19 protein-coding genes, 1 pseudogene and 1 riboswitch are annotated in these 22,687 nt (G+C 72.5%); of the genes and pseudogenes, 9 read left to right on the top strand and 11 right to left on the bottom strand.

Translation table 11 applies throughout. The annotated features are described in order from the left end of the window. Positions 1-7: 7 nt before the first annotated feature. Positions 8-197, bottom strand: a riboswitch (cobalamin riboswitch). 81 nt (positions 198-278) lie between these two features. Together OG542_RS34500 and OG542_RS34495 are read left to right on the top strand one after the other, a co-directional pair. Then, positions 279-686 carry a CoA-binding protein gene (locus OG542_RS34500; RefSeq protein WP_311130185.1) on the top strand — a complete coding sequence of 136 codons (408 nt, stop codon included), beginning with the start codon at positions 279-281 and terminating at the stop codon, positions 684-686. Between the two features lie 36 nt (positions 687-722). Next, positions 723-1,946: a 4-hydroxybenzoate 3-monooxygenase gene (locus OG542_RS34495; RefSeq protein WP_328415978.1), complete on the top strand. Its 1,224-nt coding sequence runs from the start codon at positions 723-725 to the stop codon at positions 1,944-1,946. A 19-nt stretch (positions 1,947-1,965) separates the two neighbouring features. On the opposite strand, the pseudogene OG542_RS34490 reads toward OG542_RS34495, so the two are convergent. Continuing rightward, positions 1,966-2,076, bottom strand: a pseudogene (locus OG542_RS34490) (transcriptional regulator); the annotation flags it as partial. 62 nt (positions 2,077-2,138) lie between these two features. Here OG542_RS34490 and OG542_RS34485 point away from each other — a divergent pair. Further along, on the top strand, positions 2,139-3,167 hold the full coding sequence (locus OG542_RS34485; RefSeq protein WP_328415976.1) for a cation diffusion facilitator family transporter: 1,029 nt from the start codon (positions 2,139-2,141) through the stop codon (positions 3,165-3,167). Between the two features lies 1 nt (position 3,168). Here OG542_RS34485 and OG542_RS34480 read toward each other — a convergent pair whose 3' ends face one another. Both OG542_RS34480 and OG542_RS34475 read right to left on the bottom strand, forming a co-directional pair. Beyond that, entirely contained in the window at positions 3,169-3,726 is a 558-nt protein-coding gene (locus tag OG542_RS34480) for a YbaK/EbsC family protein (RefSeq protein ID WP_328415974.1), read from the bottom strand. Between the two features lie 41 nt (positions 3,727-3,767). Then, on the bottom strand, positions 3,768-4,340 hold the full coding sequence (locus OG542_RS34475; RefSeq protein WP_311130189.1) for an XRE family transcriptional regulator: 573 nt from the start codon (positions 4,338-4,340) through the stop codon (positions 3,768-3,770). Between the two features lie 97 nt (positions 4,341-4,437). Here OG542_RS34475 and OG542_RS34470 point away from each other — a divergent pair, with 97 nt between their 5' ends. Next, positions 4,438-5,295 (top strand): DMT family transporter, encoded by an 858-nt coding sequence (locus tag OG542_RS34470; RefSeq protein WP_261680780.1) that lies wholly within the window; start codon positions 4,438-4,440, stop codon positions 5,293-5,295. Between the two features lie 2 nt (positions 5,296-5,297). Here OG542_RS34470 and OG542_RS34465 read toward each other — a convergent pair whose 3' ends face one another. Further along, a complete protein-coding gene (locus OG542_RS34465; protein WP_328415971.1) occupies positions 5,298-6,095 on the bottom strand; it encodes an acyltransferase in 798 nt (265 codons plus the stop codon). 112 nt (positions 6,096-6,207) lie between these two features. Between OG542_RS34465 and OG542_RS34460 the strand changes: the two genes are divergently transcribed. Next, positions 6,208-6,735 carry a gamma carbonic anhydrase family protein gene (locus tag OG542_RS34460; protein WP_328418224.1) on the top strand — a complete coding sequence of 176 codons (528 nt, stop codon included), beginning with the start codon at positions 6,208-6,210 and terminating at the stop codon, positions 6,733-6,735. A gap of 16 nt (positions 6,736-6,751) precedes the next feature. Here the strand turns inward: OG542_RS34460 and OG542_RS34455 are convergent, their stop codons facing one another. The 4 genes from OG542_RS34455 to OG542_RS34440 form a co-directional block, all read right to left on the bottom strand. Beyond that, a complete protein-coding gene (locus OG542_RS34455) occupies positions 6,752-7,378 on the bottom strand; it encodes a DedA family protein (RefSeq protein WP_193482116.1) in 627 nt (208 codons plus the stop codon). A gap of 70 nt (positions 7,379-7,448) precedes the next feature. Then, positions 7,449-9,836 carry a phosphoketolase family protein gene (locus OG542_RS34450; protein ID WP_328415969.1) on the bottom strand — a complete coding sequence of 796 codons (2,388 nt, stop codon included), beginning with the start codon at positions 9,834-9,836 and terminating at the stop codon, positions 7,449-7,451. A 113-nt stretch (positions 9,837-9,949) separates the two neighbouring features. Beyond that, positions 9,950-12,439, bottom strand: a complete 2,490-nt coding sequence (locus OG542_RS34445; protein ID WP_328415967.1) for a beta-glucosidase family protein — start codon at positions 12,437-12,439, stop codon at positions 9,950-9,952. A gap of 827 nt (positions 12,440-13,266) precedes the next feature. Next, positions 13,267-15,093 carry an RICIN domain-containing protein gene (locus OG542_RS34440; RefSeq protein ID WP_328415965.1) on the bottom strand — a complete coding sequence of 609 codons (1,827 nt, stop codon included), beginning with the start codon at positions 15,091-15,093 and terminating at the stop codon, positions 13,267-13,269. A 349-nt stretch (positions 15,094-15,442) separates the two neighbouring features. Here OG542_RS34440 and galU point away from each other — a divergent pair, with 349 nt between their 5' ends. After that, complete coding sequence (galU, locus tag OG542_RS34435) at positions 15,443-16,432, top strand: UTP--glucose-1-phosphate uridylyltransferase GalU (RefSeq protein WP_328415963.1); 990 nt, start codon at positions 15,443-15,445, stop codon at positions 16,430-16,432. Between the two features lie 64 nt (positions 16,433-16,496). On the opposite strand, the gene OG542_RS34430 is transcribed toward galU, so the two are convergent. Then, a complete protein-coding gene (locus OG542_RS34430) occupies positions 16,497-16,949 on the bottom strand; it encodes a DUF4442 domain-containing protein (RefSeq protein ID WP_184599525.1) in 453 nt (150 codons plus the stop codon). Positions 16,950-17,112: 163 nt separating this feature from the next. Here OG542_RS34430 and OG542_RS34425 point away from each other — a divergent pair, with 163 nt between their 5' ends. Continuing rightward, positions 17,113-18,126 carry a hypothetical protein gene (locus OG542_RS34425; protein ID WP_328415960.1) on the top strand — a complete coding sequence of 338 codons (1,014 nt, stop codon included), beginning with the start codon at positions 17,113-17,115 and terminating at the stop codon, positions 18,124-18,126. A 60-nt stretch (positions 18,127-18,186) separates the two neighbouring features. After that, positions 18,187-19,473 carry an MFS transporter gene (locus OG542_RS34420; protein WP_328415958.1) on the top strand — a complete coding sequence of 429 codons (1,287 nt, stop codon included), beginning with the start codon at positions 18,187-18,189 and terminating at the stop codon, positions 19,471-19,473. On the opposite strand, the gene OG542_RS34415 is transcribed toward OG542_RS34420, so the two are convergent. Both OG542_RS34415 and tuf read right to left on the bottom strand, forming a co-directional pair. After that, entirely contained in the window at positions 19,435-20,280 is an 846-nt protein-coding gene (locus OG542_RS34415) for a spermidine synthase (RefSeq protein ID WP_328415956.1), read from the bottom strand. The two genes, OG542_RS34420 and OG542_RS34415, sit on opposite strands and share 39 nt — an antisense overlap. 88 nt (positions 20,281-20,368) lie before the next feature. After that, the gene (gene tuf / locus OG542_RS34410; protein ID WP_328415954.1) at positions 20,369-21,538 is read right to left on the bottom strand and encodes an elongation factor Tu; all 1,170 of its coding nucleotides are present in this window, start codon (positions 21,536-21,538) and stop codon (positions 20,369-20,371) included. Between the two features lie 336 nt (positions 21,539-21,874). On the opposite strand from tuf, the gene OG542_RS34405 reads away from it, so the two are divergent. Further along, positions 21,875-22,666, top strand: a complete 792-nt coding sequence (locus OG542_RS34405) for a TVP38/TMEM64 family protein (RefSeq protein ID WP_261682870.1) — start codon at positions 21,875-21,877, stop codon at positions 22,664-22,666. Positions 22,667-22,687: the final 21 nt, after the last annotated feature.

Here is a 22,687-nt window from a genome sequence, read left to right as displayed (position 1 = left end):
CGCCGGCCGGCCGCGGAGGCCGCCAGCAGGTCTTCGGACTCGGGTTCACCCGGTGCGAGGCGCCTTCCCGTACGGCACACGAGCCGTTCAGTGGCAGAGGCCCCGCCCGTCCCCCTCACCGCTGCGCGTCAGTTCCGGATTCGCACCGGATTCCCTGACCCACGTACATGGGTTCGACTGGCCTCGGCAAGCTATCACGGAGGGCGTCGGGGAATGACCGCGCACCCTGCGTCGTTGCCCGGACAGCAGCTCTTCCGCGACTCCCGAGGAGGCCGCCGGTGTACGGCGACGACGCAACGGTCCGCAGGATCCTCACCGAGCTCGGCGACACCTGGGCCGTGGTGGGCCTGTCGTCGAACCGGCAGCGCGCGGCGTACGGCGTAGCCGCGGTGCTCCAGCGGTACGGCAAGCGCGTCGTGCCCGTGCACCCCAAGGCGGAGACCGTGCACGGCGAGCAGGGGTACGCGAGTCTGGCGGACGTCCCCTTCGACGTGGACGTCGTGGACGTGTTCGTGAACAGCGACCTCGCCGGAGCGGTCGCGGAGGAGGCGGTCGCGAAGGGCGCCGGGGCGGTGTGGTTCCAGCTCGGCGTCATCGACGAGACGGCGTACGACCGCACCCGGGCCGCGGGCCTGGAGATGGTGATGGACCGCTGCCCGGCGATCGAGATCCCGCGGCTCGGGTGACGGTCACGACCGGCGGGCCCGCTCCATAATGAGCGCATGACCCACGCCTCCCCGCCCGCGGACGCAGGCTCCCCTCGACGTTTCCCGGTCGTCGTCGTGGGCGCCGGACCCGCCGGGCTGACCATCGGCAACATCCTGCGGGCCGCCTCCGTGGACTGCCTGGTGCTGGAGACCGAGACCCGGGAGTTCATCGAACAGCGGCCCCGGGCCGGGGTCATCGAGGAGTGGGCCGTACGCGGCCTGGAGAAGCGGGGCCTCGCCCGGAACCTGCTGGACCGCGCGGAGCTGCACACCGCGTGCGAGTTCCGCTTCGACGGGGAGCGATACCGGTTCCACTACGGCGAGATGACGGGCAGTCATCACTTCGTCTACCCGCAGCCGTTGCTGGTGACGGACCTGGTGCGCGAGTACGCCGACATGCGGGGCGGAGAGATCCGCTTCGGGGTCCGGGACGTGGAGCTGCACGACCTCGACACCGACCGGCCCTCCGTGTCGTACACCTGCCCGGAGACGGGCGAACAGCGGGTGGTGCACTGCGACTTCGTGGCCGGCTGCGACGGGGCGCGCGGGGTGACGCGGGCCTCGCTGCCGCCGGAACAGGTCAAGGTCGCACGGCACGACTACGGCATCGGCTGGCTGGCACTGCTCGCCGAGGCCCCGCCGTCGGCCGACTGCGTGCTGTTCGGCTGTCACGAGAACGGCTTCGCGGGCCAGATGCCCCGCAGCCCGGAGGTGACCCGCTACTACCTCCAGTGCCCGCCGGGCGACGACCCGGAGAACTGGCCGCACGAGCGCGTCTGGTCGGAGCTCCAGCAGCGCCTCGGGGCCGCCGGTGTGCCGCCGCTGACGGAGGGGCGGCTGATCGAGAAGCGTGTGCTGGACATGCACGACTACGTGGTCGAGCCGATGGTGCACGGCCGGCTCCACCTCGCGGGCGACGCGGCCCATCTGGTCGCCCCCATCGCCGCCAAGGGCATGAACCTCGCCCTGCACGACGCCTTCCTGCTCGGTGACGCCCTGGTGGCCCACCTGACCACGGGTGACGACAGCGGTCTGGCCGGCTATGCGCAGGCGTGTCTGCGGCGCGTGTGGGACTACCAGGAGTTCTCGCAGTGGCTGTCCGAGGTGTACCACGGCACGGCGGCGGGCGACCCGTTCCGTGCGGGCACCACGCTCGCCCGGCTGCGCCGCCTGTTCACCTCGCCCGCCGCGGCCGCGGCCTTCGCCGAGCAATATCTGGGGACGGCCGCGCGGTACTGATTCAGCGGCAGGGCGAGCCGGTCCGGTCCCCCAGGAGGGCGAGGAGTTCGGCGGCGAGCGCGAACCGTTCCTCGCCGGGGCTGCGCGGATGCGCATCGTGCGCAGGTGACAGGTGCATGCGTGCGCTCATACGCACATAATGGCCCTGTGGGCGTGCGCACGTCCACTCCCGCGCACCGGAAGGGGACCCCAGTGAGCGACCGGCACGAGCACACCCACCCTCACCATCACCGTCACAGCCTGCGCCACCGGCTGTCCCACCTCCTCACCCCTCACTCTCACGAGACGGCCGACAAGGTCGACTCCGCCCTGGAGTCCTCGGCCCGCGGGATGCGGGCGCTCTGGGTCTCGCTCGCGGTGCTCGGTGTGACGGCCCTGGCCCAGGCGCTCGTGGTGGCCGTCTCCGGCTCGGTGGCGCTGCTCGGGGACACCGTGCACAACACCGCGGACGCGCTGACCGCCGTGCCGCTCGGCATCGCCTTCGTGCTGGGCCGGCGCGCGGCCACCCGCCGCTTCACCTACGGCTACGGGCGGGCCGAGGACCTGGCGGGTCTCGTGATCGTGCTGACGATCGCCGCGTCCGCGGCCTTCGCGGGGTGGACCGCGATCGACCGCCTCCTCGACCCGCGCCCGGTCCAGCACGTCCCGGCGGTCGCCGTGGCGGCCCTGGTCGGGTTCGCGGGCAACGAGTGGGTGGCCCGCTACCGCATCCGGGTCGGACGCGCGATCGGCTCGGCCGCGCTGGTCGCCGACGGACTGCACGCCCGCACCGACGGCTTCACCTCACTGGCCGTGCTGCTGGGTGCCGGCGGCTCGGCCCTGGGATGGCAACTGGCGGACCCGATCGTGGGGTTGGCGATCACGGCGGCGATCGCGCTGGTGCTGCGGGACGCGGCGCGGGAGGTGTTCCGGCGGGTGATGGACGCGGTCGACCCGGCCCTGGTGGACCGGGCCGAGCAGGCGCTGACCGAGGTCCCCGGGGTGTGCGGGGTGGGCGAACTGCGGCTGCGCTGGATCGGGCACCGGCTGCGCGCCGAGGTCGCGGTCGTGGTGGACGGCGACGCGACGGTACGCGAGGCGCACCGGATCGCCGTCGACGCCGAGCACGCGCTGCTGCACGCCGTGCCCCGCCTCACCGCCGCCCTGGTCCACGCCGACCCGGAACCGGCCCCGGGCGAGGCCGACCCGCACCTGGCACTGGCCCACCACACGGCGGCGTAGGTCAGGAGACCCCGAGCCCCTCCAGCACCACGGCCCCCGGCAGTTCCGCGAACGCCTTGCCCGGGACCAGCAGCTTGCCGCGCCGCCGGCCGCTGCCGACCAGCACGTACGGCAGGTCGACGACGGCCGCGTCCACCAGCACGGGCCAGCCGTCCGGCAGTCCGAGCGGGGTGATGCCGCCGTACTCCATGCCGGTCTCGCCGGTCGCCGTGTCCATACCGGCGAACGAGGCCTTGCGGGCGCCGAGCCGACGGCGCACGACGCCGTTCACGTCGACCCGGGTGGTGGACAGCACGACGCACGCGGCGAGCGTGGTCTCGCCGGCGCGTTTGCCCGTCACCACCACGCAGTTCGCGGACCGCTCCAGCAGGTCCCGGCCGTAGTGCTCCACGAAGACGGCGGTGTCGGCCCACCGCGGGTCGGTATCGACGTACAGGATCTGGTCGGCGGGGACGCTGCCCGGCCAGTGGCGTACGGCGTCGGCGACCGGGCCGGTGAGTTCGTCGAGGCAGGCGGGGGCCGGACGGGCGTCGTCGAAGTGTCCGATGGGTGCGCGCATGACCGCACGCTAACAACAGCGGACCGCCTCCATCGGGCGTCTCAGGACACGGGCGGCACCGAGACGGCCATGACCATCTCCATGGGCGCGTCCCCGGTGTTGCCGTAGGTGTGCGGGACGTTGGCCTCGAAGTGGACGCTCGAGCCCGCGGGCACGCGGTGCTCCACTCCGTCGACGGTGAGCGTCAGTTCCCCCGCCGTGACGTGGAGCAGTTCGGTCGTGCCGGCGGGGTGCGGGTCGGACGGGCTGCTCTCGCCCGGCATGAGCCGCCAGTCCCACATCTCCAGCGGGCCGGGCGCCTCGGTGCCCGCGAGCAGCCGGTTGTAGCTGCCGGCGTCGGTGTGCCACAGCCGTACGGCCTGCTCTGCCGGGACGATGTGGACGTTCGGGCCCTTCTCGTAGTCGAGCAGGGTGGTGATGCTGACGCCGAGGGCGTCGCCGATCTTGACGACGGTGCCGAGGCTGGGGTTGGTGCGGGCCTGCTCGATCTGGATGAGCATGCCGCGGCTGACGCCCGCCCGGGCGGCGAGCACGTCCAGGGTGAAGCCGCGCACCGCGCGCCAGTGCTTGACGCTGCGCGCCAGGGACTGGGTCAGCAGCTCGAGGTCCGACACATTCCGTCCAATATTTTGTATGACACAGTGCAGTCGAGTGCACTATGGTGTGGTTGACCTGATCGTTCACTGAACTGTACTGCGAGGCCTCCGTACCATGACAGCGCTCTTCGCCCTGGCCACCAGCCTGCTGTGGGGGCTGGCCGACTTCGGTGGCGGACTGCTGACCCGGCGCACGCCCGCGCTGACGGTGGTCGTGGTCTCGCAGTCGATCGCGGTGGTCGTGCTCGGTGCGGTCGTGGTGGCGACCGGCGGCTGGAGCGAGGCGGGGCCGCAGCTGTGGTTCGCCGTGGCGGCCGGACTCGTCGGGCCGGTGGCGATGCTCGCCTTCTACAAGGCGCTCGCGCTGGGCCCGATGGGCGTGGTCTCACCGCTGGGCTCGATCGGCGTGGCCGTGCCGGTCGGAGTGGGCCTGGTGCTGGGCGAGCGCCCCGGCCTGCTCCAGTTCGTCGGCATCCTGGTCGCCGTCGCCGGTGTCTGCCTCGCCGGCGGCCCCCAGTTCCGGGGCGCCCCCGTGCAGCGCCAGGCCATCGCCCTGACCCTCCTCGCGGCGTTCGGCTTCGGCGCGGTGATGGCCCTGATCGCCGAGGCGTCGACCACGCTCACGGGGCTGTTCCTCGCGCTGTTCGTGCAGCGGGTGACGAACGTGACCGCCGGAGGACTGGCGCTGCTGGTGTCGGTGCGGCGCGGATCGCCGGCCCTCCCGGCAGACGGCTTTCCGTGGCGCTCGCTGCCCGCGCTCGCCTTCGTCGGCCTCGCGGACGTCGCCGCGAACGGCACCTACTCGATCGCCGCGCAGCACGGCCCGGTCACCGTCGCCGCCGTACTCGCCTCCCTCTACCCGGTGGTGACCGCCGTGGCCGCGCGAGGGGTTCTCCGGGAACGGTTGCGGGCTGTGCAGGCCGCGGGCGCGGGGCTGGCCCTGGTGGGGACGGTCCTCCTGGCATCGGGCTGAGGTCAGGAGCCCGGCTCCAGCTCCGCGAGGCCGGCCGCCGCCTCCTCGTCCAGCTCCGCCAGCCGGGCCGCCGTTTCCTCGTCCAGGTCCGACAGCGCGCGCAGCTGCTCGGGCGTGACACCGTCCGGTATCGGTACCGGCGGCGGGGTGCGCAGCGGTGGCTGCCAGCCGTCGGCGGGGGTCCAGCGCCGTACGACGCGGGCCGGTGCCCCCGCCACCACGGCGTGGTCGGGCACCGCGCCCCGGACGACCGCGCCCGCGGCCACCACCACGTTCCGCCCGATCCGGGCGCCCGGCAGGATCACCGCGCCCGTGCCGATCCAGCAGCCGGGCCCGATCTCCACCGGCTCCATCCGCGGCCACTGCTTGCCGATGGGCTCGTGCGGATCGTCGTAGGAGTGGTTCGTGGACGTGACGTACACATACGGACCGAAGTAGCAGTCGCTGCCGATGATGACCGTCGTGTCCGCGATGACATGGCTGCCGCGGCCCAGGACGACGCCGTCGCCGAGGCGCAGGATCGGGTCGGGGCCGAGATCGAGGTCGGGCATCAGGCCCGCCGTGAGGGTGACCTGCTCGCCGATGATGCAGTGGGCGCCGACATGGATCCAGGGTTCGCCGAAGACGGTGCCGAGCGGGAAGGCGAGCCTGGTACCGGTTCCCATCGCGCCGAAGCGGTAGCGCCCGGGGTGCTCGGCCGTGACGGAGCCGGTGCGCTGCACCCAGGCCCAGCCCGCGTGGACGGCGCGCTGCGCGAGGCCCCGCCGCCAGGATGAGAACGTGTTCTTGCGCTTCGGCACGAAGTCACGGTACTCAGCGGCAGCTCACCCCGCGGCGTCGGAGGCCTGTGATCTTCACCCCACCGGGTGTCGTACGGTTTGCGCGTTGTCTACGACGTTTCTGGAGGCGGGCATGGCACAGCGGGCGATGATCACGGGGATCGGCGGCAGGGAGCCGCAGGTCGATCCGGAGGCGTTCGTGGCGCCGACGGCTTCGGTGATCGGGGGCGTGACGCTGAGTGCGGGGGCGAGCGTCTGGTACGGGGCCGTGCTCCGCGGTGACGTCGAGGCGATCTCGGTCGGTGCGAGCAGCAACGTCCAGGACAACTGCACGCTCCATGCCGACCCGGGTTTTCCCGTGACGGTGGGTGAGCGGGTGTCCATCGGGCACAACGCCGTGGTGCACGGGGCGACCGTCGAGGACGACTGTCTGATCGGTATGGGGGCGACCGTGCTGAACGGGGCCGTGATCGGGGCCAGGTCTCTTGTCGCCGCGCAGGCGCTGGTGCCGCAGGGGATGGTCGTGCCGCCCGGGTCACTGGTGGCGGGGGTTCCCGCGAAGGTCCGGCGGGAGCTGACCGAGGAAGAGCGGCAGGGGGTCACCCTCAACGGCACGATGTACGCCGAGTTGGCGAAGGCACATCGTGAGGTGCACGCGTAGGAAAGCGAAGGGCTTTCTACTCCGCGGCAGCCGTCACGGGCTGGGCCTTCTTCGCCTTGCGCTTGATCACCAGCATGGACGTGACGCCGACGAGGACCGCCGCCACCAGGCCCAGCCACGAGAAGCGCTTCAGCCAGGACTCGGCGACGATGCCGACGTAGTAGATGACCGCTGTCGTACCGCCGGCCCAGAGGATGCCGCCGAGGACGTTGGCGATGGCGAACTTCCAGTACGGCATGCGGAGCACGCCGGCGAGGGGGCCCGCGAAGATGCGGAGGAGGGCGACGAAGCGGCCGAAGAAGACGGCCCACATGCCCCACTTCTCGAAGGAGCGCTCGGCGGTGGCGATATGGCCCTCGCTGAAGTGCTTGGGGAACTTCTTGCCCAGCCAGGCCAGCAGGGGTCGGCCGCCCTTGCGGCCGATGGCGTAGCCGATGGAGTCACCGATAATCGCGCCGGCCGTGGCGCAGGCACCGAGGACGACGGGGTCGATGTCACCGTGCTGGGAGGCGAGCAGCGCGGAGGAGACCAGGATGATCTCGCCCGGCAACGGGATGCCCAGGCTTTCCAGGCCGATGACCACTCCCACCAGTGCATAGACGGCCACGGCGGGTACGGTTTCGAGCCACTCCTGGACGTGCAACGCGGGTTCCTTCCCTGAGCTTCCCTACGGGCACGGGAAGCCTACCGGGTTACAGGACGTGCCCCGCGGCTCAGGCGTTCCACGTCCACTCGGCGACCTCGGGCAGGTCCGTGCCGTGCTCGCGGATCCAGGCGTGGTGGCGGGTGCGGGCGTCGGCCATCCGCTGGCGTACGGCCGTGGCGCGCACCGCAAGGCCCGGGACGCGGTCGATGACGTCCATCACCAGGCGGTAGCGGTCGAGGTCGTTGCGGACGACCATGTCGAAGGGCGTGGTCGTGGTCCCGGACTCCTTGTAGCCGCGCACGTGCAGGTGCGAGTGCCCGGCGCGGCGGTAGGCGAGGCGGTGGATCAGCCACGGGTAGCCGTGGTAGGCGAAGATCACCGGCTTGTCGGAGGTGAACAGGCCGTCGTACTCGAAGTCGCTCATGCCGTGCGGATGCTCCTCGCGGGGCAGCAGGCGGGCCAGGTCGACGACGTTCACCACGCGGACCGCCAGGTCGGGCAGGTGCCGGCGGAGCAGATGCGCGGCGGCCAGGACCTCCTGGGTGGGGACGTCACCGGCGCAGGCCAGCACCACGTCGGGTTCCCCGGAGCCGTCCTCGCTGCCGGCCCACTCCCAGGTGCCGGCGCCGCGGGCGCAGTGGACCCGGGCCTCGTCCAGCGACAGCCAGTCGAAGCAGGGCTGCTTGCCGGCCACGACGACGTTGACGTAGTCGCGGCTGCGCAGGGCGTGGTCCGCGACGGACAGCAGGGTGTTGGCGTCAGGCGGGAGGTAGACCCGGACGACCTCGGGGCTCTTGTTGAGGACGTGGTCGACGAAGCCGGGGTCCTGGTGGGAGAAGCCGTTGTGGTCCTGTCGCCACACGTGCGAGGTCAGCAGGTAGTTGAGGGAGGCGATGGGGGCCCGCCACGGCAGTCGCCGGGAGGTGCGCAGCCACTTGATGTGCTGGTTGACCATCGAGTCGACGATGTGCACGAACGCCTCGTAGCAGGAGAACAGCCCGTGCCGGCCGGTGAGCAGATAGCCCTCCAGCCAGCCCTGGCAGAGGTGTTCGGAGAGGACCTCCATGACCCGGCCGTGCCGGTCCAGGTGCTCGTCCACCGGCAGAGTTCCGGCCTGCCAGGTCTTGCCGCTGGCCTCGAAGACGGCCTGGAGCCGGTTGGAGGCGGTCTCGTCAGGGCCGACCAGGCGGAAGTCACGGCGGTCGGTGGTGTCCCGCATGACCTGGGCGAGGAGGTCGCCCAGGACCCGGGTGGGCTCGTGCGTCGTCGTGCCCGGTTTGTCGACGGGGACGGCGAAGTCGTCCAGGGACGGGACCGGCAGGTCACGGAGCAGCAGTCCGCCGTTGGCGTGCGGGGTGGCGCCGAGCCGCCCGGTGCCCTCGGGGACGCAGTCGAGGACGTCCGCCACCGGGCGGCCCTCGGCGTCGAACAGCTCCTCGGGCCGGTAAGAGCGCAGCCAGGCCTCCAGTTGCCGCAGGTGTTCCGGGTTGTCTCGGACGCCGGACAGCGGCACCTGGTGGGAGCGCCAGGTCCCTTCGACCGGCTCGCCGTCCACCTCGGCCGGGCCGGTCCAGCCCTTCGGGGTGCGCAGCACGATGACCGGCCACCGCGGGCGTTCGGCCACGCCCTCCTCACGGGCGGCGTGCTGTGCCTCGGCGATGCGGTCGAGCGCGGTGTCCAGGGCGTGGGCCATCGCGCGGTGGACGGTGGCCGGGTCGTCGCCGCTGACGTGGATGGGCTCGTGTCCGTAGCCGCGCAGGAGCGCGTCGAGTTCCGCCTCCGGGATGCGGGACAGCACGGTGGGGTTGGCGATCTTGTAGCCGTTGAGGTGCAGGATGGGCAGGACGGCGCCGTCATGGACGGGGTCGAGGAACTTGTTGGCGTGCCAGGAGCCGGCGAGCGGGCCCGTCTCCGCCTCCCCGTCGCCGATCACGCAGGCGACCAGCAGGCCCGGGTTGTCGAGGGCGGCGCCGTAGGCGTGGGCGAGGGAGTAGCCGAGTTCGCCGCCCTCGTGGATCGAGCCGGGGACCTCCGGGGCGACGTGGCTGGGCACGCCGCCGGGGAACGAGAACTGCCTCATCAGCAGCTCCATGCCCGGCGCGTCCCGGGTCGCGTCCGGGTACTTCTCGGTGTAGCTGCCCTCCAGCCAGGAGTTGGCCAGCACGGAGGGCCCGCCGTGGCCCGGGCCCCAGACGCACAGGGCGTCGAGACCGCGGTTCTTGATCACGCGGTTGAGGTGTGTGTAGACCAGGTTCAGCCCGGGTGAGGTGCCCCAGTGCCCCAGCAGCCGGGGCTTGATGTGCTCGGGCCTGAGCGGCTCGGTCAGCAGCGGGTTCGCCAGCAGGTAGATCTGACCGGCCGCCAGGTAGTTGGCGGCCCGCCAGTGGGCGTCCAGCCTGCGCAGCTCCTCGTCGGTCGGTGCGGTCCTGTTGTCCTGGCGCGGGGCCTCGGGCATGAGTGACTCCCTGGGGGTTCTGCGACGGCCTCAGGAGGGGTACCAGTTTGTTCCGGTTCGATGCCAGGCGCCTGTCGGCCAGGCGGCACACGCCGCTCGCCGCACGCCTGGTTTCAGCCGCCCACCCGTACGCTCGTCCGCAGCCGCGGATCCCGTGACGACGTCGCGATCCACAGGGTGCGCGGGCCGGTGCCGAGCACCCAGTCGTGGACCTTCGGGTCCCAGGAGGACAGGGTGCGCGGCTCGACGCGTACGGTCACGCGCCGCTGTTCTCCCGCCCGCAGGGCGAGCCGCCGGTAGCCGGCCAGTACGCGTACCGGCTGCTCGAGCCGGAGGTCCGGGGCCGGTCCCGCGTACACCTGCGGCACGGCCACGCCGTCGCGCCGGCCGGTGTTGCGGACGGTGAAGGCGACGTCCAGGCCGTCGGCCGTCCAGTGCGCGTCCGGGTCCTCATAGGCGAAGGACGTGTACGACAGTCCGTGGCCGAAGGGGAACAGCGGCGGTACGTCCTCGGCGTCGTACCAGCGGTGGCCGACGTGGACGCCCTCCGTGTAGTGCTCTGTGCCGGCCACGCCGGGGTAGCGGCGAGGGTCTCCGGCGACGGGGTGGTGGGCGTCGTCGGCGGGGAAGCTCTGGGTGAGGCGGCCGCCGGGATCGCGCTCACCGAACAGGACGGCGGCGGTGGCGGCCGCGCCCTCCTGGCCTGGGTAGTACATCTGGAGCACGGCGCCGGTGCGCTCCAGCCACGGCATCGACGTGGCGGACGAGGTGTTGAGGACGACGGTGGTGCGCGGGTTGGCCGCCGTCACGGCCTCGATGAGCCGCTCCTGGTTGCCGGGGAGGGCGATGGTCGTGCGGTCCTGGCCCTCGATGGCGTCCTCGTAGGCGAAGAGGACGACGTCCCGGGCGGCGCGGGCGGCCCGTACGGCCTCAGCGACGTCCTGCGCGCGGGTCGCGGCGGTGATGCGGCGCAGCCGGAACGACTGGCCGGTGTCTCCGCCGGGTGCGGTGATCGACAACCGGTGCGTTCCCCTGGCCGGCTTCAAGGTCTTGCGGCGCACGGACAGGCCGTCGGCCGCGTGGGTGAGCAGGCCGCCCATGAAGTACTCGTCCCAGCCGGGCACCAGCGGGAACAGGTCCTCCCCGTCGAGCAGGACCTTCGGGCGGAGCGGGGGCGTGCCGGAGTAGTGGAGCACGAACGTCCAGTCGTCGCCGGCTTCGGCGTCGGTCACCGTGAGGGTGCCGTCGTACGTCCAGGTCCGGCCGGCGTCGACGCGCTGGGCCTCGGTGTCGAAGGCGGGGTCGAGCGCGCTCGCCGGGAGGGGCTTGCCGAAGGCGTCCTCGCCGAGTGCGTAGGTCACCCGTGCGGCGCGCGACCGGATGGCGTCGAGAGGGCTGTCGGCGTGCTCGGGCACGACGTGGGCGCTGCCGCCGCCGCTGACCAGGGGCCGGGCGCCGGTCGGCCCGATCACCGCCACGCTCCCGCCGGCGGTCAGGGGCAGGGTGCCGTGTGCGTTGCGCAGCAGGGTGGCGCCCGCCTCGGCGACCTCGCGCGCGACGGCCGCACCGGCCTTCGCGTCACGGTCCGGACGTTGCGGAACGGTGCCGTCGAGCAGTCCGAAGCGGTCCATGACGGTCAGGACACGGCGCACGGCCCGGTCGACGTGCTGTTCTCGCACGCCGCCGTCCCGCACGGCCGAGGCGAGTGCCGTGCCGAAGTGGGTGCCGTCGGGCATCTCCATGTCGAGGCCCGCCATGAGGGCCTTGCGCGTGCTGTGCGCGGCGGACCAGTCGGTCATCACCCAGCCGGTGAAGCCCCAGCGCTCGCGCAGGACGTCGGTGAGCAGCTCCTCGTTCTCGCAGGCGAAGGTGCCGTTTACCTTGTTGTAGGCACCCATCACCGCGCCGGTGCCGGCCGCGACGGCCGCTTCGAAGCCGCGCAGCTCGGTCTCGTGCAGGGTCCGTTCGTCGACGCGCACGTCGACCGAGGTGCGGTCGCGCTCCTGGTTGTTGAGCGCGAAGTGCTTGACGGTCGCGATGAGTCCCTCGCCCTGGATGCCCTCGATCTCGGCGGCGACCAGGTGGGCGGAGAGCAGCGGGTCCTCGCTGAAGGTCTCGAAGTTGCGGCCGGCGTACGGGGTGCGGATGAGGTTGACCATCGGGGACAGCAGCACGTCCTGGCCGAGGGCGCGGCCCTCCCGTCCGATGACCTGGCCGTAGCGCCTGGCCAGGTCCGGGTCGAAGGCGGAGGCCAGCAGGACGGGGGCGGGCAGGGCGGTGGCATGCCGGGTGACGCGGACACCGGCCGGGCCGTCGGCGAGACGCAGCGGCGGGATGCCGAGCCGTGCCACTCCGGGGACGTAGCCCGCCTGGCCGAGCGGGCGCGGGTCGGTGGCGCCGTGCAGCAGGGAGATCTTCTCGTCGAGGGTGAGCCGGGCGAGCAGCCCCTCGACCCGGGCGCCGGAGCCCTGGCCGCGTCCGCTCCGCGCGTGAGCACGGGAAGCCGGGGCGAACCCGCCGGTGGTCACCGCGACCACGGCGACCGCCCCACCGAGCAGACGAAGGGCGGACCGCCGGGGGAAACGGGAGACGGTGTCGGTCATGAACGCACTATGCGCCAGGCCCGCCTTCACCTTTCGCCGGACACCACGGGCAGGTCGGGTGAACCTCTCCCCGAACCGACACCGGGGTCACCCGGCCGGATGACCCATGGCCGGCCCATGGCGACGGGCCGCGGGGCTGGGGCAACCCGGCGGCTGCCCCGCAGCCCCTGGCCCGCACGAGCGGGGCGGGCTGCCCCGGCAGATGCCCCCATCGTCGGCCCACGAGGCCGGGGCAGGCCCCGGCCTCGTGGGCCGGACGGATCGACCGCCCGGGCCCCGCGACGCTTCGGCCACAGGAGCGAGACGGGGTCCGGCCGTTGCCCCCAAGACCCCGGTCCTCACGGGCCCTACGCCAGGTGCCCCCAACCCGGGGACCAGGCACGGAGATCCGCCCACAAGCCGGACGGACTACACCTGCGGGTACCCCCGAAGCCCCGGCCGCAGGTGCGGGCCAGGGACAACCCAGCGAGCAGCCGCCCCCAAGCCCCAGCCCGCAGGCAGGACGGGCCAACCCGCCAGAAGCCCCCAACCCCGGCAGGACAGGCCCCCGACACCCCGCCCCCCAGAGCCGCACGGACTCCCCCGGCGGGTCCCCCCGAAAACCCGGCCACGGAAGCGGGACGGGCTTGACCCGGCGAGCAGCCCCCAAGCCCCGGCCCACCACGAGAGAGACAGGCCAACCCGCCTGATGCCCCCAACCTCGGTCCACGAGACCGGGGTGAGGCCGCCGCAGGCCCCGGGGGGCGAACGGGTTGCCCCGGCGGGTGCCCTCAGGGCACTCCGGCCACGGGAGCAGGGCCGAAAGCCTCAGCCGATGTCCCCGGGCCCTACGGAAGCGTCGCGGCGTGCAGTGTCAGCGCGGTCCTCGCCACGCCGGTGGTCGCCCGCCCCAGTACGTCGGGGCCGGGCGCGGCCGTGTCGTCGGGGCCCGGGTCGGGTTCGTCGCAGCAGGCCACCTGGGCGATCCGCGGCTCGTAACGGTCCGGCGGGAGCTGCTGCTCGGACTTGGCCCGCGGGGGCCGGGGCGGATGCGCCGAGGGGGCATCGGAGTACGGCCCCTTCTTCTCTTGCCGCTTCTCCCGCGGCACGACCTGGGAGTCCTGGGGGCGCTGCTGCCGGGGCTCCCCCGCCTCCTCGCGGGCGACCGACGGTTCCAGGTCCCAGCGTTGTGCCTCGGACCCGTCGCGCCCGGTGACGATCACGTGCCGGCCCTTACCGGGGGCGACGGCAAGTCCCCTGCCGCCGCGCGGCAGGAGTTCGCCACGCACGGTCAGGTCGTAGCGCACGACTCCGGCGTGGACGAGGCACCCGGCCAGGTCGACCGATCCCCCGGCGGTGCCGGAGCCGAGGCAGAGCGTCGGGTCGGTGGCGCTGCGCAGCAGGCCGTCGTCCTGGTACGACCACTGCGGGGACCTGTCGGAGCAGGCGGTCAGCACGATACGGGCGTCGGCCCGGACCCGGCCGCCCCGGACGTCGAGGCACAGTCCGGCGTCGAGGTTGCGCAGCCGCCCGCGGGCCACTTCGGCGGGATTGCCCGCGGAGGCGGCGGACGGGACACCGGCCGAGGACGACTCCGTGGACGAGGTTCCCGCGCCCCTCGGGTCGACGGAGTGGCCGCTGACCGCTCCCCAGGTGGCCTGGGGGTCGGCGCTGCCGCCTTCCTCCGACCAGCCCCGCGCGGCGAGCAGGGTCGCGAGCAGCACCAGGGAGGTCAGCCCGACCGCGGCGACCAGCGCCTTCGTGTGTTTCCTCGGAGCCCCGAGCCGGCCGCCCGCCGGCAGGGCGTGGGTCCGCAGACGGTGGCGCCCACCCACAGGCAAGGCGCTCTGGAGCCCGTCGCGGCCCGGCCGTGATTCGAGGTAACGGCGGCCGCCCCAGCCGAGCACGGTCTCGACGAGCAGGTCCTCCAGACCGCCCTCGAAATGGCTGAGTTGCTCGGCGGCGTGACGGCAGTAGCGGCAGGCCATGAGATGCCGTTGCACATCCGGCAGCAGAGCCCCGCCGCGGCGCATGGGAACGTCCAGCAAGCGGTTGTAGTACCGGCATTCCTGCGTCGGCGCGAGTTCCCGGTGCGCCCGTACGCACCCCGTCCGGAATTGCTCGCGCGCCTGCTCCAGAGCGGCCGACGCGGTACGGGTGTCCACCCCCAGCAGACCGGCCGGTACGGATATGGGCTCGGCCTCGACCTCCGTGTGCCAGAGCAGGCATTGGGAAGCCCCGGGAAGGATCCGGAATGCCCGCTCGGCGAGGCGCCGCCTTTCGGGTGTCATGGGCCGGGCGGCGCGCAGACCTCGGGCGCCGACGGGTTTGCGGAGTTCCGGCAGGACGACGGAAATCCCGTCGTCGGCGGCCCACTCCCCGACCGTGTCCCGCACGGCCGCGAGCAGGCGCGGGCGCAGGGCACCGCCGCCCGGCCCGGCGAGTTCCCGGCGGAAGGCGGCCGCGGCCGCCATGGACGCCGAGTCCTCCGAGGACGCCAGACAGATCACGGCGTATTCGTAGACGGCCCGCCAGTGCCGCGAGAGCAACAGCGCGACTGCGCGCGGTCCTTCACCGGGTTCGCCGACCCGGGCGAGAAGATTGCGGTCGGACTCCGCGGGCCCCGCTCCGGGTCGCGGCGGGTACGGCGGGCGTGGGGGGTACGGGGATTGCACTGAACCATTTCCTTCCAGCCGCAGACGGCATGCGAATTGCGCGTCCGTCGGAAAGCAGGTGCGTGATTGGTGCATACCTATGCCGCGTCAGCAGCGGACTTGGGTGTGAGGCGGCTCACTTTCGCACATGCGACTCACAGGTAACAAGGAGTGCGGATGGCCCAAGTTCAAAACGCCGGGAATTCAGATATGTTACCGGCGGTATCCGCACCGGCATTCGAAATCCGCACCGTGACGGGCCTCAAGTTGTGTGCACACAAAGGCGGTTGGTCCACGAAATCTCCAACTCACAGCGCACTCCCATGTGGCTCTCGGCGGGCTCTCATCTCCGCGGGTCAGCATGGGCCGCATGATCGCCCCCCACCCCTCCACCCCGGTCACCCCCGCCCGAACCGCCCGCACCGTCCGCAAGGCGGTCGTCCCGGCCGCCGGCCTCGGCACCCGCTTCCTGCCCGCCACGAAGGCGACGCCCAAAGAGATGCTGCCGGTCGTCGACAAGCCGGCCATCCAGTACGTCGTCGAGGAGGCGGCCGCGGCGGGACTCGACGACGTCCTGATGGTCACCGGCCGGCACAAACGGGCCATCGAGGACCACTTCGACCACGCCTTCGAACTGGAGCAGGCCCTCGCCGCCAAGGGCGACACCGTACGGCTGGACGCGGTGCGCGACCCGGGCCGGCTGGCGAGCATCCACCACATCCGGCAGGGCGACCCGCTCGGCCTCGGCCACGCCGTACTGTGCGCCCGCCGGCACGTCGGCGACCAGCCCTTCGCCGTTCTTCTCGGCGACGACCTGATCGACCCGCGCGAGACACTGCTCAGCCGGATGCTCGACGTGCGCGACCGCCGTCTCGGCAGCGTGGTCGCCCTGCTGGAGGTCCCGCCGGAGCAGATCCACCTCTACGGCTGCGCCGCCGTCGAACCCACCGGCGAGGAGGACGTCGTCCGCGTCACCGGCCTGGTCGAGAAGCCGGCCCGGCAGGACGCACCGAGCGGCTACGCCGTCATCGGGCGCTACGTCCTCGACCCGGCCGTCTTCGGCGTCCTGGAGCGCACCCCGCCCGGCCGGGGCGGCGAGATCCAGCTGACCGACGCCCTTCAGGAGCTGGCCACGGGCGGCACGGTGCACGGAGTCGTCTTCAAGGGCCTGCGCCACGACACCGGGGACAAGGCGGACTACCTGCGCACGGTGGTCCGGCTGGCCTGCGAGCGGCCCGACCTGGGGCCGGAGTTCGTGGCGTGGCTCAAGGGTTTCGTCGCGGAGCTGGACGGCGCCCACCCGCCCGGCGTAGCCGCCGCACACCCGGCACCCCCCGCGCACCGGCACATCGCGGCCTGAGGCAACGCGAGGGCCCCGGCCGGGTTCACCCCTCGGCCGGGTCCTCAGCCACGCGACAGCGGGCTCAGCCGTTGGGACGCAGCGTCCAGAGGACCGTCATCTCACCGGTCACGGCACCATCGGCCCGCTGGATGGCGATGGCCACCGGAAACTCGGGACGCCCGCCGGCGTCCAGTTCGGCGACGACCTCGGCGGCCGGGCGGCCGAGGGTCGCGGTCGCCGTGACCGCGCCCATCGCCAGCTTCTTGTAGGCGATCTCGGCGCTGACGGCGAGCGGCACGGCACGCGAGAGCTGGTCCCCGAACGCGGCCAGCACGATCGCCCCGCTCGCGGACTCGCCGAGCGTGAACATCGCGCCGGCGTGCGGCCCGCCCACATGGTTGTGATATTCGCTCTGGTCCGGCAGGGACACCACCGCCCGCTCCGGCGTGGTCTCGAGGAACTCGAGGTTCAGGGTCCGGGCCATGGGCACCGTGGCGGCGAGCATCTCGCCGATGGACATCTGGTCTGCGCTCATGCCCGAACGTTACTCACGAGTAGAGGTGGCTGACCAGGCCATGTGACGACCGCCGCATCGGTCCGCTGCGCGCCGGTTCGCGCCGCATCGTCCCCGCGTTGCTACGTCTCCGTCCACGGGCAGTGACCGAATCGTGTCCATGGCGCGGCTAGGGTGACTGCCCATGTGGCCAGGACAGCAGCCGCCCGGGGGCGAGCAGAACCCGCAAGCGAACAACCCGTACCAGCAGCCGGGGTACCAGCAACCGAATCCGTACCAGCAGCCGGGCTATCAGCAACAGCAGCCGGGCGCCTACGGGCAGCAGCCGCAGTGGGGCGCCCCGGCGCCGGCCGGCGCGCCCCAGCCGCCGCAGGGCGGTGGCGGCGGCAACCGGACGAAGCTGGTCGCGATCATCGCGGCCACGGCGGTGGTCGTGGCGGCCGGCGTCACCGGCTTCCTGGTGCTGGGCGGCGACAAGGACGACACGGCGGACGGCAAGGACGACAAGAAGCCGACCCCGACTGCCTCCAAGTCCTCCCCGGAGCCGAGCGACTCCGCTTCCGACAGCAACCCGCGCGGTGGTGAGGAGGAGAAGGCGACCATCCCCGGCTGGAAGGTCGTCGTCAACACGCGCTTCGGCACCCAGTTCGACGTCCCCGCCGACTGGGAGATCGAGACTCCCGGTACGAGCGTGGGCTTCGAGTGGGAGAAGAAGGACGGTGAGATGGATCGCACCAGCGTCACCGCCCCCGCCTACCTGAAGTCCAAGTGGTGCACGAGCGACGACGACAAGGACGGCCGCGAGGACGAGACCGCCCTGGCCACCGTCGGCACCCGCGGTGAGGACGGCGCGAAGACCACGGACGAGGCGGCCGAGACCCGCGTGCCGTGGTGGATCTTCGGCGGCTACACCCAGCCGGACAAGAAGAGCGTGAAGTTCACCAAGCCCAAGCCGTACACCACCAAGTCGGGCATCAAGGGCAGCGTCGCCACGGCGCACTCGGAGAACACCCCCCAGAACGGCAAGTGCGACAGCGACGGCAAGGCGATCACCTTCGCCTTCAAGAACGGCGCGGGCGACTACGTCACCTGGAACCTGTACGGCGCCAAGGGCGTCAAGGACGAGCTGTCCGAGGCGACCATCCAGAAGATCCTCGGCACCGTGCGCCTCACCAAGGAGGGGCCCAAGGGGGCGTGACCGGCAGGGGCCGCGATAATCCGTTTGGCAAGGCGGCCGGGCCCCGGTGATAGTCACGGGGTGCCGACCGCCACCCGTCGCCCCGCCTGGGCGGGCCGCAACTACTCCCTGCTGACCGCCGCCGCGGTCGTCACCAACCTGGGCAGCCACGGCGCCCTGGTCGCGGCGGCGTTCGCCGTTCTCGAAACGGGCGGTGACAGCGGTGACGTCGGCCTGGTCGCGGCGGCACGGACGCTCCCGCTGGTGCTGTTCCTGCTGATCGGCGGCGCCGTAGCGGACCGGCTGCCCCGGCACCATGTGATGGTCGCGGCCAACGCCCTGAACTGCCTTTCGCAGGCCGCCTTCGCCGCGCTCGTGCTGACCGGGGAGCCCCTGCTGTGGCAGATGATGCTGCTCGCCGCCCTGGGCGGGACCGGCCAGGCCTTCTTCGGCCCGGCCGCCGAGGGCATGCTGATGTCCTCGGTCGACGGCGAGCAGGCGGGCCGCGCGTTCGCGGTGTTCCGGATGGCGATGCAGGGCGCCGCCCTGGGCGGTGCCGCGCTCGGCGGGGCCATGGTCGCCGCGATCGGGCCCGGCTGGGTGCTCGCGGCGGACGCCGCGGCCTTCGCGCTCGCCGGGGCGCTCCGCGCCTTCCTCGACGTCGGCCACATCGCGCCGCGCGCACCGGGCGGCGGCATGCTCGCCGATCTGCGGGAGGGCTGGCGGGAGTTCGCGGGCCGGCCGTGGCTGTGGGCCATCGTCCTTCAGTTCTCGATCGCCAACGCCGTGGTCGCCGCCGCCGAAGCGGTGTACGGCCCGCTCGTCGCCCGCGACCACCTCGGCGGCGCGGGCCCCTGGGGCCTCGCCCTGGCGGCGTTCGGGGCGGGCACGGTCGCCGGCGCCCTGCTGATGACCCGCTGGAAACCTCGCCGCCTGCTCCTCGCGGGCACACTGTGCGTGTTCCCCCTGGCCCTGCCCGCGGCCGCACTCGCCGTCCCGGTCCCCATCGGCGTCCTGTTCGTGGTGATGTTCGTCGCGGGCGCGACCGTGGAGGTGTTCGGCGTCTCCTGGATGACGGCACTGCACCAGGAGATCCCCGAGGACAAGCTCTCCCGCGTCTCGGCGTACGACTGGTTCGGCTCCGTCGCACTGTCACCGCTCGCCACAGCCGGGGCGGGCCCGGCGGAGGAGGCGTTCGGCCGTACGACGGCCCTCTGGGGCTGCGCGGGCCTGGTCGTCCTGGTCACGGCGGGCGCGCTGTGCGTACCGGACGTGCGCGACCTGCGGCGCAGGACCACCTCGGTGGCCCAGGGCGGCGTCGGGCACGCGTCAGCCGATACCGAACGCCCCGTCGGGGGGCTCGGGTGACGGCACGGCATCCTCGTCCCGCACCGCCCGCGCGCCCCCGATGAACCGCCGCAGGGAGGCGCCGTGTTCGACCCGGGCCGGAAAGGCGTCGGCTGCCGTGAGCCGTGCCAGAGCGGTCAGGTCGACCGCGTGGTGCCCCGCCACGAGCACCGCGTTCCCGAACCGCCGCCCCCGCAGCACCCCCGGCTCGGCGATCAGCACGAGTTCCTCGAACTCCGTCGCCAGGGTGGCGAGCTGGGACCGCAGAAAGGCGAACGGCGCCGCATCGGGGAGATTGGCGAGATAGACCCCGCCGTCCCGCAGCACCCGCGCGGCCTCACGGACGTAGGGAACGGACGTGAGGTGCGCCGGGACCCGCGAACCGCCGAACACGTCGGCGACGATCACATCGGCCGAGTCCGCCGCGGCCTTCTCCAGCCAGTCCCGCGCGTCCGCCGCGTGCGGCGCGACCCGGGCGCTCTCCGGCAACGGCAGATGCTCGGCCACCATCTCCAGCAGCCCCTTGTCCGCCTCGACGACGTCCTGCCGGGACCCCGGCCGGGTCGCGGCCACGTACCGGGGCAGCGTGAGCGCCCCACCCCCGAGATGCACCACGTCCAGCACGCGCCCCGGCTCCGCCACGACGTCCAGCACATGCCCGAGCCGCCGCGTGTACTCGAACTCCAGATGCGTCGGATCGTCCAGATCGACATACGACTGAGGCGCCCCGTCGACGGTGAGCAACCAGGCGCGTTCCCGGTCGACATCGGGCATGAGCTTGGCGGCGCCGTGATCGACATCGAGGGTTACCGGGATGGACTCGTTCACCATCTCATTGTGCCTGGGTTGCGGCGCCCCTTCAGGGGCGCGGGGAACTGCGCGACCAGCCACAACGGCCCCGCAGCTCCCCACAACCTCAGTCAACCGCCGTCACGGTCCCCGCCCCGACAGTCCTGCCACCCTCACGAATGGCGAACCCGAGCCCCGCCTCCAACGGCACCTCCCGCCCCAGCTCCACCGTCATGACCACCGTGTCACCGGGCCTCGCGATGCCGACCTCACCGAGGTCGACGTCCCCCACGACGTCCGCCGTGCGGATATAGAACTGCGGCCTGTACCCACTGGAAACCGCAGTCGTACGCCCACCCTCACGTGCGGACAGCACATACACCTGCGCGGTGAACCGACGACTGGGCACCACACTCCCCGGCGCGGCGACCACATGCCCCCGCCGGACGACATCCCGCGCCACCCCCCGCAGCAGCAACGCCACACTGTCCCCGGCCTGCGCCTCCTCCATCGGCCTGCCGAAGGTCTCCAGCCCGGTGACCACCGTCTCGACCGAAGCCCCTAGCACCTCGACCCGGTCCCCGACCCGCACCGTGCCCCGCTCCACCGCACCGGTCACCACGGTCCCCCGCCCGGTGATGGTCAGCACGTTCTCCACGGACAGCAGGAACGGCGCGTCCAGATACCGCTCCGGCATCGGCACATACGTGTCGACCGCGTCGAGCAGCGCCTCGATGGACGCCGTCCAGCGCGGGTCCCCCTCCAGCGCCCTCAGGCCCGAGACGCGTACGACGGGTACGGAGTCACCGCCGTAGCCGTGCGCGGTGAGCAGGTCGCGCACCTCCAGCTCGACCAGGTCGGTCAGCTCCTCGTCCCCGGCGTCGGCCTTGTTGAGGGCGACGACGATGTGGTCGACGCCCACCTGCCGGGCGAGCAGTACGTGTTCGGCGGTCTGCGGCATGATCCCGTCGAGCGCGGAGACGACGAGGATCGCTCCGTCCAACTGCGCGGCGCCGGTGACCATGTTCTTGACGTAGTCGGCATGGCCCGGCATGTCTACGTGCGCGTAGTGCCGTGTGTCGGTCTCGTACTCCACGTGCGCGATGTTGATGGTGATGCCGCGCGCCGCCTCCTCGGGCGCCCGGTCGATCCGGTCGAACGGCACGAACGCGCCGTTGCCGCGGCCGGCCAGGACCTTGGTGATGGCGGCGGTCAGGGTGGTCTTGCCGTGGTCGACATGACCCATCGTGCCGATGTTGAGATGCGGTTTCGTGCGGACGTAGGCCGTCTTGGACATGGCTGTACCTCGAAGCGTCTAGTCATGAAGTGGGACCCCGAGGACCTGCCCGACCCTCCCCTTGCGGGGTCCGACCGGACGAACCGGAGAGGGTCAGCTTCGGGCGCCGTCTGCAACGGCTGTGGGAGCTACGACGGCAGCCTTCGGGGCATCCGTGACCACGGATGCTGCGAGGGTGAAGGCCTGCCGGAACATGACGCCGATCCTTGCCGACGCTTTACCGCACGTCGAATGGTTTTCGGGGGGGGCCGCACGCAAGGGAGCGTTCAGCTGCCTGTGACGCTCGTGAGACGAACCATACGGCGATCACACATATTTGTCGGTTAGTGTCGCCGGATGCTCGATGCCACCACCCGCTCTGGGGGCACCGCCACGGCCTCTCCCCGGGCCAGCACCGCGGAGCTCGCCGTCGCCGCTTCCCCGGCAACGACCGCCTCGCCCGTCGTACCGACCCGTTTCGCCGCTCGCTGCACGAGAGTGCTGCTCTCCCCGTGGTCGCGGCTGTCCCTGCTCGTCGCCCTGCTCGCCGGGGGCGCGTGCGCGGTGCTGCTGTTCGAGCCGCAGAGGCTGCTGACGGAGGGCTGGCCGCCGCAGCTCGGCGGAGCCGCGGCGGCGGTGGTGTTCGCGGTGGCGTACGGCGTGTGCACCGTGGCGTTCGTACCGAGGCCGCTGCTGAATCTCGCGGCGGGCGCGCTGTTCGGTTCCCAGCTGGGCACCGGCACGGCTCTGGCGGGGACGGTGCTCGGTGCCGGCATCGCCTTCTGCCTGGGCCGGGCGCTGGGCCAGGACGCCCTGCGGCCGCTGCTGCGCGGACGCTGGCTGAAGACCGTGGACGGCCAGCTCAGCCGGCACGGGTTCCGCTCGATGCTGGCGTTGCGGCTGTTCCCCGGTGTGCCGTTCTGGGCCGCGAACTACTGCGCCTCCTTCTCCCGCATGGGCCTGCTGCCGTTCCTGCTGGCGACGGGCCTCGGCTCGATCCCGAACACCGCCGCCTACGCCGTCGCCGGCGCCCGTGCCTCCACTCCGACGTCCCCCGCCTTCCTGATCGCCCTGGCGTGCATCGCCGTGCCCGCGCTGGTGGGCGTGGTGGTGGCGTGGCGCAAGCGGCACCAGCTGCGCCGCCTCTGACGAACCGTTACACCGGGTGTG

The organism is Streptomyces violaceus, from assembly GCF_036014075.1.
GTDB lineage: Bacteria > Actinomycetota > Actinomycetes > Streptomycetales > Streptomycetaceae > Streptomyces > Streptomyces violaceus.
This window is presented reverse-complemented; position numbering and strand designations above follow the sequence as displayed.